Source organism: Lachnotalea sp. AF33-28 (genome assembly GCF_003477885.1).
GTDB lineage: Bacteria > Bacillota > Clostridia > Lachnospirales > Lachnospiraceae > AF33-28.
The window spans coordinates 283,847-299,146 of record NZ_QUEE01000003.1 but is presented as its reverse complement, the minus strand read 5'-3'; the positions used below and the strand labels follow the sequence as shown (position 1 = coordinate 299,146).

Here is a 15,300-nt window from a genome sequence, read left to right as displayed (position 1 = left end):
AATGCCTTCGCTTTTTTGCTTCTGTTCTGCACACCTGAAACTGTCAGCTAACAGTTAATAAGTGATTTAGTTCCTTATCGCTGTTAAATCAAGGGATTGAGCGGTTTGTCTTTATTCTTTTTTCATTTATTTTAAATCAAAAATCGGCCCAAAACAAAGGAGCAGAAAGAGAGATGTTACATTAACGACAAAAGCGAATTATAGCAAAGAAAGGGGAAAAAATTGTACCGCGGTCGCAAATTGCACTTCCCTAAAATACACTTAAACTACTTTAATGATATCATTTAGCATTCGGGTGTAACTTCAAAAACATTCTTTACTTTTACGCCCAAACGAATTACAATAAGAGCACGAAAGTAAGGTGATACTATGACCAGCACAGAAACATTAAATAAGTTGCTTCAAGAAAATAATGGATATTTAAAAACGTCGGATGCGGTGGCCGCCGGAGTTTCGAGAACTGTTCTCGGAGATTTTGTGTGTAAATATGGGCTTGAACGTGTTGCCCACGGCTTATATATGTCCCAAGACGCTTGGGAAGATGGACTGTATGTAATTCAGGTGCGCTATCCGGAAGCGGTATTCTCTCACGAAACAGCTCTTTATCTTCTGAATCTTGCCAACCGTGAACCCTCACCATTTTCTGTTACTTTGAAAACAGGCACAAACTCGGCAGGATTATCGAAGCAGGGTATCAAGGTTTATAAAGTAAAAGAGGAGCTTTTCGGGGAAGGCATTGTGGAAGTGCGCTCACCATCGGGTAACACAGTAAGGGCTTATAATGCCGAACGCACAATCTGCGATTTATTTCGCAGCCGCCGGTATATTGAAATTCAAGATCTGCAAGAGGGAGTTAAAACATATATTCGTTTGAAGGAGAAGAATATCCCATTGCTTATGCGGTACGCTAAAGCCTTTTCAGTGGAGAAAACTGTTCGTCAGTATTTGGAGGTGCTTTTATAATGATACACACATCACGCCAATTGAAAGCTCTTGTTCGCAACATCTCCAAAGGAGACAGTGGCAAGGCACAGGTTATCATCCGCAATTATGTAATGGAGCGTTTTCTGGAACGACTTTCCCTCTCACAATACAGAAACATTATGATTTTAAAGGGCGGTACTCTGGTAGCTGCTATGGTTGGGCTGGACAATCGTTCAACTATGGATGTAGACGCTACGCTAAAAAATCTGCCGCTGAACGAAGATAACGCAAGGAAGATTGTCGAGGAAATTACCGCAATACACATTGAGGACGGTATGATTTTTGAAATCAAAAGCGTGACGCCGATTATCCCGGCATTCGTATTATGCTTGATACAGCTATTGAAACGATGCATACCCCGCTAAAAATCGACTTTTCTACCGGTGACGTAATAACACCGCGTGAAGTGTCCTATTCATTCCGGCTGCTGTTTGAGGAACGTACTATCTCCATTCTTGCGTATAATCTGGAAACGGTGCTGGCGGAAAAGTTAGAAACCCTTCTTGCCCGCGGCACAGCCAATACCAGAATGAGAGATTATTACGATATTTATGTACTTACCAACACACAGGAGCACAACATTGATAATGCCACACTCAAAGAGGCGTTTGTCAACACCAGTGCGAAGCGCGGCTCAATTGGGTTATTGTCTGACGTACATTTGATTTTGAAGGAAGTAGCTGAAAGCATCGTATTGATCGACCGTTGGAAAAATTATCAGCGCAAATTTGATTATGCAGCCGATGTACTGTGGGCTGACGTGATGGAATCGGTCAGCTGCTTAGTTGAGATTGTGAAGTAAGAAAATGTATAAAATCAAGAAAGTAATTAAGGCCATCTATATCGAATCCGATATGTGCTAATATTGTAGCAAAGTGTTATCACGAGCGGTTGTATCAAAATTCATAATATTTCGGAGTTCGATGAAAAGATAGAACATTACTGATTGGCAGGTTTTTAGTTCCTCTCATCAATAAAAACTGCCTACCCCATGATGCTGTCCGCAATCAGTATTATTTCCGTCTGGCTGATGCCAGGTTCTGCAGTGATGATATATTCAATGATACCGGTATCCCAGTAGAGAATATTGCCTTCCTCTTCCGAATAAAGGGCGCTGTATATACCGTGTATGATAATTTCTTCCAGAGGCAGGGCGTCCGGATTAAAAACAGCCCGTCCCGGTATTTTAAGAAAATACCGGATAGTGATGTCAGCATCCCCATTGATATAAGTGAGTTCTTTGGAATCCCTGTTCTCATATACATGGGCAAAGACATATCCGTCAGGTAAGAATGTCGGCTCGTGCATCTGATAAGCTGCCATGTCGTCGCTTATAATGCCTTCTAAATTAAAATGTCCGAAATAGCCTGCGGCGGGGCGTATAGCCCTGTTTACCGCAGGTGCTTTATTCTTTGCGGCAAAACATCCACCTGCCGTAAGCAATCCTATGATCAGCAGTATTCCAACGGCATAGTTTAATAAGTTTTTCATCTGCAGCACCTCCTGCACTGTCACCAACCGCAGGTTGATGACCTGCGCACACTTCAGTGTGCTTTCATTGCACTACTTTACCATATATGTGAAAGATTGAATATAGTATATAACTATAAATTGCAGTAATCATTTTCATAGATATATGATTATTCTGTTATATCAATGTCGGATATTATAAATTGAGGTTATATCCGCGATTCCAATCTAATATGCCAAAATCCCCTTAAAATTAAACACAAACCTTGAAAACTGCCCGGAAATGCGATACTATAAAATTTACCTATCCGCATTAAGCGGCATAATTGCCTCGGGAGAACGGTTTCGGAAGCCCCAATGAGGACCGTACTCTTCCCCGCTTGCGTGGGAAGTTTACGGTAACTGTGAATAGCAACAAAAAAGTCCAGCGAGGAGGAAAAAGCATGAATTACCGTATTGCAGTCATTCCGGGAGATGGAATAGGTCCGGAGATAGTGGCGGAAGCCAGAAAAATTCTGGATAAGGTGGGCGAAGTTTACGGCCACAGTTTTACATATACAGAGGTGCTGATGGGCGGAGCCTCTATTGATGTGCATGGCGTACCTCTGACCGATGAGGCTCTGGAGACAGCCAAAGAAAGCGACAGCGTTCTGCTGGGCGCGGTGGGCGGCAACGTGGGAAACAGCAGGTGGTACGATGTGGCTCCCAATCTGCGGCCGGAGGCAGGGCTCCTTGGTATACGCAAGGGGCTGGGTCTGTTTGCCAACATCCGCCCCGCATATCTCTATAAGGAACTTAGCGAGGCATGCCCCCTGAAAAAGGAACTGACCGGCGACGGCTTTGACATGGTAATCATGCGTGAGCTGACCGGCGGCCTCTATTTCGGAGAGCGTTATACAAAGGAGGAAAACGGCGTCAGAAAGGCTGTGGATACCCTTGTCTATGATGAGAATGAGATCCGGCGTATAGCCGTTAAGGCATTCGATATCGCCATGAAGCGAAGAAAAGAAGTGATCAGCGTGGATAAGGCCAATGTGCTGGATTCTTCCAGACTGTGGCGCGCTGTGGTAGAAGAGGTGGCTAAGGATTATCCTGAAGTGAAGCTCTCCCATATGCTGGTGGATAACTGCGCGATGCAACTCGTGATGAATCCAGGCCAGTTCGACGTGGTGCTGACCGAGAATATGTTCGGAGATATCCTGTCTGACGAGGCCAGCATGATCACCGGTTCCATCGGGATGCTGCCAAGCGCCAGCTTAGGTTCCACAAAACTGGGCCTGTATGAGCCTAGCCACGGTTCCGCGCCCGATATCGCGGGACAGAACAAAGCAAACCCCATCGCCACGATCCTGTCGGCAGCGATGATGCTGCGCTATTCCTTTGACCTGGATCAGGAGGCAGACGCGGTGGAGGCTGCGGTGCAGAAGGTGCTTGAGGACGGATGGCGCACCGGCGACATTTATTCGGAAGGCTTAAAGCTGGTCGGCACAAGAGAGATGGGCGACCGGATCGCGGACAACATTGGCTGATCCGCGGTATTAACATATAATGCGAGAGACGGCCTGCGGCAGCACCGTGCCCCGGGCAGTCTTATATACCGCACAAAGCATTTACAGCCGGATTCCTGATGAAACAGGAAAGTGTGCCTGTGATAAAACGCTTTGCGGGCGGGATCCTTATTATAACATATAAATGCGGTGCAGAAAGAGGCGGCATATGAAAAGCGACGCAGTAACAAAAGGCATACAGCAGGCTCCCCACAGATCCCTGTTTAACGCGCTGGGCATGACAAAGGAGGAGATGGACAGACCGCTGGTCGGCATCGTGAGCTCCTATAATGAGATCGTGCCGGGCCATATGAATCTTGATAAAATTGTTGAAGCTGTTAAGATGGGCGTTGCCATGGCGGGCGGAACCCCCATCGTGTTTCCGGCCATCGCAGTATGTGACGGCATTGCCATGGGACATATCGGCATGAAATATTCCCTTGTGACGAGGGATTTAATCTGTGATTCCACGGAAGCCATGGCGCTGGCGCATCAGTTTGACGCTCTCGTCATGGTTCCCAACTGTGATAAAAATGTGCCGGGCCTTCTGATGGCAGCGGCAAGAATCAACGTTCCCACGGTATTTGTCAGCGGAGGCCCCATGCTGGCAGGACATGTAAAGGGAGAGAAGAGAAGCTTATCCAGCATGTTTGAGGCGGTGGGCTCCTATACAGCGGGCTCCATGTCCGCGGAGGATGTACAGGAATATGAAGAGAAAGTCTGCCCCACCTGCGGTTCCTGCTCCGGCATGTATACGGCTAACAGCATGAACTGCCTGACTGAGGTGCTGGGCATGGGACTGCGCGGCAACGGCACGATACCAGCCGTGTATTCCGCCCGACTCCGTCTGGCCAAACACGCGGGCATGAAAGTCATGGAGCTGCTTGAGAAAAATATCCGCCCCAGAGACATCATGACCGAGAAAGCCTTCTTAAATGCGCTGACCGTGGATATGGCGCTGGGCTGCTCCACTAACAGCATGCTGCATCTGCCAGCCATCGCCCATGAGGCCGGCGTGGAGCTGAATGTGGATATCGCTAACGAAATCAGCGCCAGAACTCCAAATCTCTGCCATCTGGCGCCGGCCGGCCATACCTACATAGAGGAACTCAACGAAGCGGGCGGCGTATACGCCGTCATGAACGAGCTCAACAAGAAAGGCCTGCTGTATACCGACCTGATGACTGTTACCGGGCAGACGGTGGGCGAAAATATAAAGGACTGTGTAAATAAGAACACCGAGGTGATCCGCCCTGTGGAAAATCCGTACAGCCAGACCGGAGGTATCGCAGTGCTCAAGGGCAATATAGCGCCGGATTCCGCGGTGGTGAAGCGTTCTGCTGTGGCGCCTGAGATGATGAAGCATTCCGGCCCTGCCAGAGTGTTCGACTGTGAGGAGGATGCCATCGCCGCCATCCTGGGAGGCAGGATCGTATCCGGGGACGTGGTAGTGATCCGCTATGAAGGTCCCAAAGGCGGCCCGGGCATGAGGGAGATGTTAAATCCTACCTCCGCTATCGCCGGCATGGGACTCGGCTCCGAAGTGGCCCTGATCACGGACGGCCGTTTCAGCGGCGCTTCCAGAGGCGCTTCTATCGGCCATGTATCGCCCGAAGCGGCGGTGGGAGGCCCGATCGCGCTGATTGAGGAGGGGGATATCATTGACATCGATATCAATGCGAATTCCCTCAATGTGCGCCTGACAGATGAGGAGCTGGCGGCCAGAAAGGCAAAATGGCAGCCCAGGGAGCCCAAGGTGACCACAGGCTACCTGGCCCGCTATGCGAAGCTGGTAACCGGTGCGAACAGAGGCGCGGTGCTGGAAATCTGATCACTGGGCACAACAAAGGCACAACAACAATGAGAAGTGAGGGAAATCAATATGCAGTTGAACGGTTCGGAAATCATCATCGAATGCCTGAAGGAACAGGGAGTGGATACCGTATTCGGATATCCGGGCGGCGCCATCCTGAATCTTTATGACGCGTTGTATAAGCATTCCGATGAAATTACACATATACTGGCCAGCCATGAGCAGGGCGCGAGCCATGCGGCGGACGGTTACGCCCGTTCCACCGGCAAGGTGGGCGTATGCTTTGCCACATCGGGCCCCGGCGCCACCAACCTTGTGACCGGCATCGCCACCGCATCCATGGACTCGGTGCCCATTGTGGCCATAACCTGCAACGTGACCACCAACCTGCTGGGCAAAGATTCTTTTCAGGAAGTGGATATTTGTGGTATTACAATGCCCATCACTAAGCATAACTTTATTGTGAAGGATGTAAACGTACTGGCGGATGTGGTGCGCAAGGCATTTAAGATCGCAAAGAGCGGCCGGCCCGGGCCGGTGCTGATCGACGTTACCAAGGATGTGACGGCGGCCATGGCGGAGTATACGCCGAAGGTTCCGGAACCGGTGGAACGGAAAGTCAATACCATCCGTGAAAAGGATATCGCCACCGCTTTGGATATGATAGAGAAAGCCAGGAAACCTTACATATTCGTCGGCGGGGGCGCGGTGATCTCCGATGCATCGGCGGAGCTTGCAAAATTTGTCCGGCTGGTGGACGCGCCGGTGACGGATTCACTGATGGGCAAGGGAGCCTTTAACGGTGAAGACCCTGCCTATACGGGCATGCTCGGCATGCACGGCACTAAGACATCCAACCTGGGCGTCACGGAGTGCGATCTGCTCATCGTGGTGGGCGCCCGCTTCAGCGACCGTGTCATCGGAAACGCCAGCAAATTCGCAAACAATGCCAGAATACTGCAGATCGATGTGGATCCAGCGGAGATCAACAAAAATATCCTCACCCACGCGTCGATCATCGGCGACATCCGCTGCGTCCTTGAAATCCTGAATAACAGGCTCAAAAAGCAGTCCCATCCCGAGTGGATGCAGCATATACAGCAGATGAAGGAACAGTATCCTCTCGCTTATAATAAAGATGCTCTGACCGGTCCCTATGTGGTGGAAAAGATTTATGAGATCACCGGCGGTGACGCCATCATCGCCACAGAGGTAGGACAGCATCAGATGTGGGCGGCGCAGTTCTTCAAATATAAAAAGCCCCGGACTCTGCTGACTTCAGGCGGCTTGGGAACCATGGGCTATGGCCTGGGCGCATCCATAGGAGCCAAGATGGGCAACAGAGATAAGCTGGTGTTCAATATCGCCGGAGACGGATGCTTCCGCATGAATATGAATGAAATCGCCACCGCCACAAGGCACAATATTCCCATAATTGAGGTGGTCATCAACAACCATGTGCTGGGAATGGTCCGTCAGTGGCAGAACCTCTTCTACGGCCAGAGATACTCCGCAACTACCCTGAACGATGGTGTGGATTTTGTAAAGCTTGCCGAAGCGATGGGAGCAAAGGCCTACCGCGTTACGAAGAAGGAAGAGCTGGAGCCGGTGCTTAGGGAGGCGATCGCCCTCAATGTGCCGGTGCTGATCGACTGCCAGGTGGACTGTGATGACAAGGTATTTCCGATGGTGGCGCCGGGTGCTCCCATACAGGAAGCTTTCAATGAGGAAGATCTGGAGGCGGGCAGGTGCTGATCAAAGACCCAAGGGTCTCGTAAGCGCTCCCGGCTGTAAAATGAGCGTGTTTGAAATAAAACACGCTCAAAAAAGCCCTTGAGTGTTTGCCATACGCAGACATCTGTAATTTCCTGCAAATATTTCTTGACGAATACCGGCCAGGAAGGTACAATGGGAAACAACATTACGCTTTACCGATTTACCAGAGTAAATTATAAGGTGATATTTAAGTAGGAGGATATGAGCTATGAGCAGAGTTTACAATTTTTCAGCGGGACCGGCTGTGCTGCCGGAAGAAGTTCTGAAAGAAGCGGCGGAGGAGATGCTGGATTACAGAGGCTGCGGCATGTCTGTGATGGAGATGAGCCACCGTTCCAAGATGTTTGAGCAGATCATAGGCGAGGCGGAAGCCGATATCCGTGATCTGATGGGCATACCGGACAATTATAAGGTCCTGTTCCTGCAGGGCGGCGCTTCTCTGCAGTTTGCCATGATCCCGATGAATCTGTTTAAAAACCGGGTGGGCGATTACATCATCACCGGCCAGTGGGCGAAGAAGGCCTATCAGGAAGCTTCTAAGTACGGAAAAGCCAACGCCATCGCATCCAGCGCGGACAAAACATTTTCCTACATACCGGACTGCTCCGATCTGCCCGTGAGCCCCGATGCCGATTACGTGTATATCTGCGAGAACAACACGATCTACGGAACGAAATTCAAAACTCTGCCCAACACAAAGGGAAAAACATTGGTTGCGGACGTATCCTCCTGTTTCCTGTCCGAGCCCGTGGATGTTGAAAAATACGGAATGATCTACGGCGGCGTACAGAAAAACATCGGACCGGCCGGCACCGTGATCGCCATCATCCGGGAAGACCTGATCACCGAAGATGTGCTGCCTGGCACTCCCACCATGATGCAGTATAAGACCCATGTGGATGCGGGCTCTATGTACAATACACCGCCCTGCTACGGCATCTATATGTGCGGCAAGGTGTTTAAATGGCTGAAAGCCAAGGGCGGTCTGGAAGCGATGAAAGCCCATAATGAAAAGAAAGCGGCCGTTCTGTATGATTTCCTGGATCAGAGCCGGTTATTTAAGGGTACGGTGGTTAAGGAAGACCGTTCTCTGATGAATGTGCCTTTTGTGACAGGGGATGAGGAGCTGGACGCGCTGTTTGTGAAAGAAGCGAAGGCCGCCGGTCTGGAAAATCTGAAGGGACACCGCACGGTGGGCGGCATGCGCGCCAGCATCTACAACGCAATGCCCATTGCCGGCGTTGAAAAGCTTGTGGATTTCATGAGCGATTTTGAAGCGAAGCACAAATAAAAACAAAATATATGCAACAGTTTAGACAGCCGTCTGAACTGTTACAAAAAAACAGAATGGTGGGTATGAGCGATGTATAAGATTAACTGTCTGAATCCGATTGCGAAGGTTGGCACGAAGCTGCTGACCGACAACTATACAATGACCGATAATTTTGCGGAGGCGGATGCCGCGCTGGTGCGCAGCGCCAGCGTTCACGAGCTGGAGCTGCCCGATTCTCTGGAAGCGATCGCCAGAGCCGGCGCCGGCGTCAACAATATACCGCTGGACAAATGCGCGCAGAAGGGCATTGTGGTGTTTAACACGCCCGGCGCTAACGCCAACGGCGTAAAGGAGCTGGTGATCGCCGGCATGCTGATGGCATCCAGAGACCTGGTTGGCGGCGTCAAATGGGTAGAAGCGAATAAAGACGATGAAAACATCGTAAAAGACGTGGAAAAGGCTAAAAAGGCTTTTGCCGGCGGGGAGATCAAGGGCAAAAAGCTGGGAGTGATCGGCCTGGGCGCCATCGGCGTGCAGGTGGCCAATACCGCGATCAATCTGGGCATGGATGTATATGGGTATGACCCTTATATTTCCGTGGACGCGGCATGGAAGCTGTCACGCCACATCATCCACATCGAGTCCCTGGACGCGATTTGTGAGAACTGCGACTTTATCACGATCCATGTGCCCGCTCTGCCATCCACGAAGGGCATGATCAGTGAGGACGCTCTGTCTAAGATGAAGGACGGCGTGGTGGTATTGAACTTCGCCAGAGATGTGCTGGTGGATGAAGATGCCATGTGCAGGGCGCTGGAGAGCGGCAAGGTGAAGAAGTATGTGACCGATTTCCCGAATCCCAAGTCAGTTCATATGAAGAATGTGCTTGTGCTGCCGCATCTGGGCGCGTCTACGGAGGAATCCGAGGATAACTGCGCGGTAATGGCGGTGCAGGAGCTGATGGATTATCTGGAAAACGGAAACATTAAGAATTCCGTGAATTATCCCGCCTGCGATCTGGGAGACCGCAGCGGTACCCGTCTGGCCATATTTAACAGAAATGTGCCCAACATGATCGGCCAGTTCGCGTCCACTTTAGCGGAGGCCGGCATCAATATCCCGTCCATGACCAATCAGAGCAAGGGTGACCTGGCATATACGCTGATGGATGTGGAAGGCGACGTTACAGATGCAGTTCTGGATAAGCTGATGGCGATACAGGGCGTATTTAAAATCAGAGTGATCAAATAGGAGGCTGCAATGGCGATTGTAAAACCATTTTGCTGCGTGAGGCCCGCTGTTTCTGTGGCGGATCAGGTGGCGGCGCTGCCGTATGATGTCTATAACAGGAAGGAGGCCTGCCAGGCTGTGGCAGGCCACCCTCTTTCTTTTTTAAATATTGACAGGCCCGAGACGCAGTTTGATGAAAGCGTGGACATCTATGCCGATTGTGTATATGACAGGGCCAGACAGCTCCTGGATGCGAGGATGGCCGACGGCACCTTTGTAAAGGATGCGGACAGCTGCTATTATATATATGAGCTGACTATGAACGGCAGAGTCCAGACCGGCATCGCCGCTTGTTCTTCGGTGGACGATTACTTAAACCAGATCATACGCAAACATGAGAACACCAGGGCCGACAAGGAGCTGGACCGCATACGCCATGTGGATGCCTGCGACGCGCAGACCGGTCCCATATTTCTTGCCTACCGTTCCAGGAAGGGAATCAACGATCTGATCGCGGAAGCCAAAATGAAGGCCCCGCTCTATGACTTCACCTCGGAGGACGGGGTGCGCCATGCAGTCTGGAGAATCAGTGATTCCAATACGGTCCGGGATCTGGAGCGCGAGTTTGAACAGGTGCCGAATACCTACATTGCGGATGGGCATCACCGCGCGGCATCAGCCGTGAAGGTGGCGGTGATGAGGCGTGAGCAGCATCCCGGATATGACGGCAGTGAACCGTTTAATTATTTTCTGTCTGTGCTGTTTCCGGATGACCAGCTGATGATCATGCCCTATAACCGCGTGGTAAAAGATTTGAACGGATTGACAGAAGAAGAGTTTTTAGCTGCGGTCGGAGAGAAATTTACGGTGGAAAAGCTGGGAGCGGTTCCGTACCAGCCCGCAAATAAGGCGGAGTTCGGGCTTTATCTGTCCAATAACTGGTACCGCCTGACCGCCGGAGACGGGATATTAAGCCGTGACCCGGTGGAGGGGCTGGACGTTTCCATCCTGCAGAACCATCTGCTGGGCCCGATTCTGGGCATAGAGGATCCGAGGGTAGATAAGCGCATCGACTTTATAGGCGGCATACGCGGCCTCGGTGAGCTGGAGCGCAGGGTAGGAGAGGATATGAAAGCGGCGTTCTCCATGTACCCCACTTCCATCGCGGAGCTCTTTTCCGTGGCGGATGCGGGCCTGCTGATGCCGCCTAAATCCACTTGGTTTGAACCCAAGCTTCGAAGCGGGCTGTTTATACATACATTGTAACAGACAGTTCTGACGGCGCATCTTTTTGACCGCAAAGCCGGCCAAGAAGCATCGGATGCCGGTTCGATGCGAAAAATGCTGCAAAAACAGGCTTATAGACAAGCTGAACGCCTGTCTTTGCGGCAGCTATCCCGCCGCCTGAATGGTTACCGTGCATATAGCAGCTGAAAAAAATGGTTTCGACAGACTCCATACAGTGGTATACTATACCGCGGGGAGTCTGTTTTTTATTACATAGGAAAGTTCTCTGAACTCTCCTATGTAATAAAAAAGCCCTCCGGGCAGGAACGCACTGCGGCGGAATGGAATGATGTCACAGAAGCGACCCGCCGCAGGCGGAGAATCCCGCGAGCGGGATTCTTATTTATTTCACTAGGAAAGTACATCCTATGAAATATAAAACGTTCCGCTTAGGATCGCACTGTGGCGGGAAGGTATTATGCCGCTGAAGCGGCCCACTGCCAGCGGGACTTTCTATCATTCAATAGTGTTAGGATAAACATAAAGTACAGAATGGAGAAATATATGGATCAATGGATGATCTATGCAAAAAAAGCGGATTTTAACGGGATCGCTGCGAAATATCACATCAGCCCCATCACCGCGCGCATCATACGCAACCGGGATGTGACGGGCGATGAGGAGATCCGGCAGTATTTGTACGGAAGCAAAGAGGATCTTAATCCTCCGCTTTTGATGAAGGATATGGAGAAGGCGAGGGATCTGATCCTTTCCAAGATAGAACAGAACAGGAAGATACGGGTGGTGGGCGATTATGATGCCGACGGAGTGAACTCCACCTACATACTGGTCATGGGTCTGTCCGCGCTGGGAGCATCGGTGGACTTCGCGATTCCGGACCGGATCAGGGACGGATACGGCATCAATATCGATATCATCAGCCGCGCCCTGGAGGATGGAACGGACACGATCATCACCTGCGACAACGGCATATCCGCCGCCGAGCAGGTCGCGTTTGCCAGAGCAAACGGTATGGCCGTCATCATCACGGATCACCATGATATCCCCCCGGCAGGGCCGCCGGAGGCGGACGCGGTGGTGAATCCCAAGCAGGCGGACTGCGGCTATCCTTTTAAAGGCCTCTGCGGCGCGGCGGTGGCCTATAAACTGATCCAGGCCATCTATGAAAAAGCGGGAAAGCCCCGGGAACAATATGAGAAATTTCTGGAATTTGCCGCTCTTGCCACGGTGGCGGATGTGATGGAGCTGAAAGGTGAGAACCGCATCATTGTCAGGGAAGGGCTAAAGCTGTTAAGAAACACCGCCAATCCGGGTCTGAACCATCTCATGGAAGAGACGCAGATACATAAGGAAAATCTGAAATCCTACCATCTGGGGTTCATCATAGGCCCCTGTCTGAACGCGGGAGGACGGCTGGATACGGCCAGGCTGGCGCTAAGCCTGCTGATGAGCGGCAGTGAGGAAGAAGCGGCTTCCATAGCCGCCGAGCTGAAAGCCCTCAATGATACCAGAAAGGACATGACGCTTTCCGGTGTGAAGCAGGCCTGCGCCATGATAGAAGAGACAGAGCTTAAGGACGATAAGGTGCTGGTGGTCTATCTGCCGGACTGCCATGAGAGCATTGCGGGGATCATCGCCGGCAGGATCAAGGAAATCTACCATAAACCGTCCATCGTGCTGACGAGGGCATTGGAAGGAGCGAAAGGATCGGCTCGGTCCATCGAGGCCTACCACATGTATGAGGGGCTGGTTGGCTGCTCGGATTTACTCTCCAAATTCGGAGGCCATCCCATGGCCGCCGGCCTCTCTCTGCCCATTCAGAACATCGGCGCTTTCCGCACCAGAATCAATGAACAGGCAGAGCTTACGGAAAAGGATTTTATCAAAAAGGTATGGATCGATACGGAGCTGCCCTTTGCCTATGTCAACGAGAAGCTGATTGGGGAACTGGCGGAACTGGAACCTTTTGGGAACGGAAATGAAAAACCGCTGTTCGCGGCCCGCGGCCTGCATGTCCGCCGTTTGAGCGTGTTGGGAAAGAACCGGAATGTGGTGAAGATGACGCTGTCTGACACATCCCAGACAAGCATGAGCGCGGTGTGGTTCGGAGACGGGGATGAATTTGTGGAGAACATTAAGAATAAATATGGGGAGAGCGCGGCGGATATGGCGCTGCACGGTCTTGAAAATCCCATTGTCATGTCCGCCACTTATTATCCGGGCATCAATGACTATATGGGAAACCGTACGGTTCAGATCACGATCCAGGACTGCCGGTTTCATTAGATTAGAAAATAGGAAGCACACTGAAGTGTGCGTAGGTCATCAGCCTTCGGCTGGTGACAGGAAAGGGGGGCAGCGGCATGAATTTAAAAATACTCACATGCACTTCACGGTCCGTCACCTTTGAGATAGAGGACGGAAATATATATGAGTCTCAGGAGCATTATGAGGTTAGCCTGAACGGCGTATCTGAGGATTGCGGCACGCGCACCGTGCAGTCTCTCTACGGGCTTATGCCCGATTCCGACTATACCGTCAGCGTATCCGGCGGCGGTGTCAGTGCGTCTGTCGGATTTCATACGGAAAAAGAGACGGCTACGGTGAACGTGCTGGATTTCGGGGCGTCCGGCAGCGGCACTTCCGAGGATACGGCATTTCTGCAGGCGGCCATCCTGTGCTGTCCGGAGTACGGACGTGTGCTGGTTCCCGCGGGGACCTATCTGACAGGGCCTCTGTTTTTAAAGAGCGGGATACGGCTGGAGCTGGCCCGTGGAGCCGTGCTGGCCGCGTTGACCGGCCGTGAGCAATTTCCGGTCCTTAAGGGGAGCATTCCCTGCACGGATTCAAAAGAGGAATACAATCTGGGGACCTGGGAAGGGGATCCGAAGGACATGTATGCGGCAATCATCACTGGCGTTGGGATAGAAAATGTTGTAATATATGGGGAGGGGACCATAGACGGCAGGGCGGATCATGGGAACTGGTGGAAGAACCCCAAAGCCAAACAGGGGGCTGCAAGGCCCAGAACCGTATTTTTAAACCGCTGCAGCAATGTCATAATGGAAGGAATTACGGTGAAAAACAGCCCCAGCTGGACGATACACCCGTATTTTTCGGAAAACCTGAAATTCCTGAACCTGAAGATCAAGAATCCGAAGGTATCCCCCAACACGGACGGATTGGACCCTGAGTCCTGCAGGAATGTGGAGATCGCTGGCGTTTATTTCAGCGTGGGAGATGACTGTATCGCCGTCAAATCCGGCAAGCTCTATATGGGAACGCGTTACAAAACACCTTCTGAAAATATAGAAATCCGGCAGTGCTGCATGAGGGACGGGCACGGAAGCGTCACCCTGGGCAGCGAGATGGCCGGCGGCATTTGCGGACTGCATGTACACCGCTGCCTGTTTACCGACACGGACCGGGGGCTGCGTATCAAGACCCGCCGGGGCCGCGGAAAAGATGCCATGATCCGGGAAATCCTGTTTGAGAACATCCGCATGGAAGGCGTTGTGACCCCGCTGGTGCTGAACGCTTTTTATTACTGCGATCCGGATGGGCATACGCCCTACGTGAGCACAAAGGAGTGCCTGCCCGTGGATGAACGCACGCCTTATGTGGGAGAACTCTGCTTCAGAAATATCCGATGTGAGGGCTGCCACGCGGCGGCCGGCTTTTTCTACGGCCTGCCGGAGCAGAAGATTGAGAGCATCCGCATGGAACATGTGCGGATTTCCTTTGCGGACAACGCGGTTCCCGCTCTTCCCGCCATGATGGACGGCATAGAAGAGTGCAGCAGAAAGGGCCTGTTTATCCGCAACGCGAAGCGGGCGGTGCTAAAGGATGTGCGGATCAGCGGACAGGAAGGCAAAGCCTTTGATATTGAAGATGTGGAAGACATAGTGCTCACGGACGGAGACTGACGTTTGCGCACATAGTAACAAATTATTCAGATC

10 protein-coding genes and 1 pseudogene are annotated in these 15,300 nt (G+C 51.5%); 10 read left to right on the top strand and 1 reads right to left on the bottom strand.

Features of this window, described 5'->3' with window-relative positions; all coding sequences use genetic code 11:
* Nucleotides 1-369: 369 nt before the first annotated feature.
* Nucleotides 370-963, top strand: a complete 594-nt coding sequence (locus DWZ56_RS05945; protein WP_118555470.1) for a type IV toxin-antitoxin system AbiEi family antitoxin domain-containing protein — start codon at nt 370-372, stop codon at nt 961-963.
* Nucleotides 963-1,786: pseudogene (locus DWZ56_RS05940) on the top strand (nucleotidyl transferase AbiEii/AbiGii toxin family protein). The gene DWZ56_RS05945 and the pseudogene DWZ56_RS05940 overlap by 1 nt, the downstream one beginning before the upstream one ends.
* Before the next feature lie 182 nt (nt 1,787-1,968).
* Here DWZ56_RS05940 and DWZ56_RS05935 read toward each other — a convergent pair.
* Complete coding sequence (locus tag DWZ56_RS05935; RefSeq protein ID WP_118555469.1) at nt 1,969-2,475, bottom strand: DUF4367 domain-containing protein; 507 nt, start codon at nt 2,473-2,475, stop codon at nt 1,969-1,971.
* 422 nt (nt 2,476-2,897) lie between these two features.
* Between DWZ56_RS05935 and leuB the strand changes: the two genes are divergently transcribed.
* The 8 genes from leuB (at nt 2,898) to DWZ56_RS05890 (ending at nt 15,267) form a co-directional block, all read left to right on the top strand.
* Complete coding sequence (gene leuB / locus DWZ56_RS05930) at nt 2,898-3,983, top strand: 3-isopropylmalate dehydrogenase (protein WP_118555468.1); 1,086 nt, start codon at nt 2,898-2,900, stop codon at nt 3,981-3,983.
* A gap of 187 nt (nt 3,984-4,170) precedes the next feature.
* Nucleotides 4,171-5,832: a dihydroxy-acid dehydratase gene (ilvD, locus tag DWZ56_RS05925; RefSeq protein WP_118555467.1), complete on the top strand. Its 1,662-nt coding sequence runs from the start codon at nt 4,171-4,173 to the stop codon at nt 5,830-5,832.
* Nucleotides 5,833-5,883: 51 nt separating this feature from the next.
* Entirely contained in the window at nt 5,884-7,569 is a 1,686-nt protein-coding gene (gene ilvB / locus DWZ56_RS05920; protein WP_118555466.1) for a biosynthetic-type acetolactate synthase large subunit, read from the top strand.
* A 229-nt stretch (nt 7,570-7,798) separates the two neighbouring features.
* Nucleotides 7,799-8,881: a 3-phosphoserine/phosphohydroxythreonine transaminase gene (gene serC, locus DWZ56_RS05915; RefSeq protein WP_118555465.1), complete on the top strand. Its 1,083-nt coding sequence runs from the start codon at nt 7,799-7,801 to the stop codon at nt 8,879-8,881.
* 72 nt (nt 8,882-8,953) lie between these two features.
* A complete protein-coding gene (locus DWZ56_RS05910; protein WP_118555464.1) occupies nt 8,954-10,114 on the top strand; it encodes a phosphoglycerate dehydrogenase in 1,161 nt (386 codons plus the stop codon).
* Between the two features lie 9 nt (nt 10,115-10,123).
* Nucleotides 10,124-11,359, top strand: a complete 1,236-nt coding sequence (locus DWZ56_RS05905) for a DUF1015 domain-containing protein (protein ID WP_118555463.1) — start codon at nt 10,124-10,126, stop codon at nt 11,357-11,359.
* 525 nt (nt 11,360-11,884) lie between these two features.
* On the top strand, nt 11,885-13,627 hold the full coding sequence (gene recJ / locus DWZ56_RS05895; protein WP_118555461.1) for a single-stranded-DNA-specific exonuclease RecJ: 1,743 nt from the start codon (nt 11,885-11,887) through the stop codon (nt 13,625-13,627).
* A gap of 77 nt (nt 13,628-13,704) precedes the next feature.
* Nucleotides 13,705-15,267: a glycoside hydrolase family 28 protein gene (locus DWZ56_RS05890; RefSeq protein WP_118555460.1), complete on the top strand. Its 1,563-nt coding sequence runs from the start codon at nt 13,705-13,707 to the stop codon at nt 15,265-15,267.
* Nucleotides 15,268-15,300: the final 33 nt, after the last annotated feature.

Excerpts from the sequence above, each read along its gene's own strand:
- DWZ56_RS05945 (WP_118555470.1), top strand. The coding sequence starts at position 370 with ATGACCAGCACAGAAACATTAAATAAGTTGCTTCAAGAAAATAATGGA.
- DWZ56_RS05935 (WP_118555469.1), bottom strand. The coding sequence starts at position 2,475 with ATGAAAAACTTATTAAACTATGCCGTTGGAATACTGCTGATCATAGGA.
- leuB (WP_118555468.1), top strand. The coding sequence starts at position 2,898 with ATGAATTACCGTATTGCAGTCATTCCGGGAGATGGAATAGGTCCGGAG.
- ilvD (WP_118555467.1), top strand. The coding sequence starts at position 4,171 with ATGAAAAGCGACGCAGTAACAAAAGGCATACAGCAGGCTCCCCACAGA.
- ilvB (WP_118555466.1), top strand. The coding sequence starts at position 5,884 with ATGCAGTTGAACGGTTCGGAAATCATCATCGAATGCCTGAAGGAACAG.
- serC (WP_118555465.1), top strand. The coding sequence starts at position 7,799 with ATGAGCAGAGTTTACAATTTTTCAGCGGGACCGGCTGTGCTGCCGGAA.
- DWZ56_RS05910 (WP_118555464.1), top strand. The coding sequence starts at position 8,954 with ATGTATAAGATTAACTGTCTGAATCCGATTGCGAAGGTTGGCACGAAG.
- DWZ56_RS05905 (WP_118555463.1), top strand. The coding sequence starts at position 10,124 with ATGGCGATTGTAAAACCATTTTGCTGCGTGAGGCCCGCTGTTTCTGTG.
- recJ (WP_118555461.1), top strand. The coding sequence starts at position 11,885 with ATGGATCAATGGATGATCTATGCAAAAAAAGCGGATTTTAACGGGATC.
- DWZ56_RS05890 (WP_118555460.1), top strand. The coding sequence starts at position 13,705 with ATGAATTTAAAAATACTCACATGCACTTCACGGTCCGTCACCTTTGAG.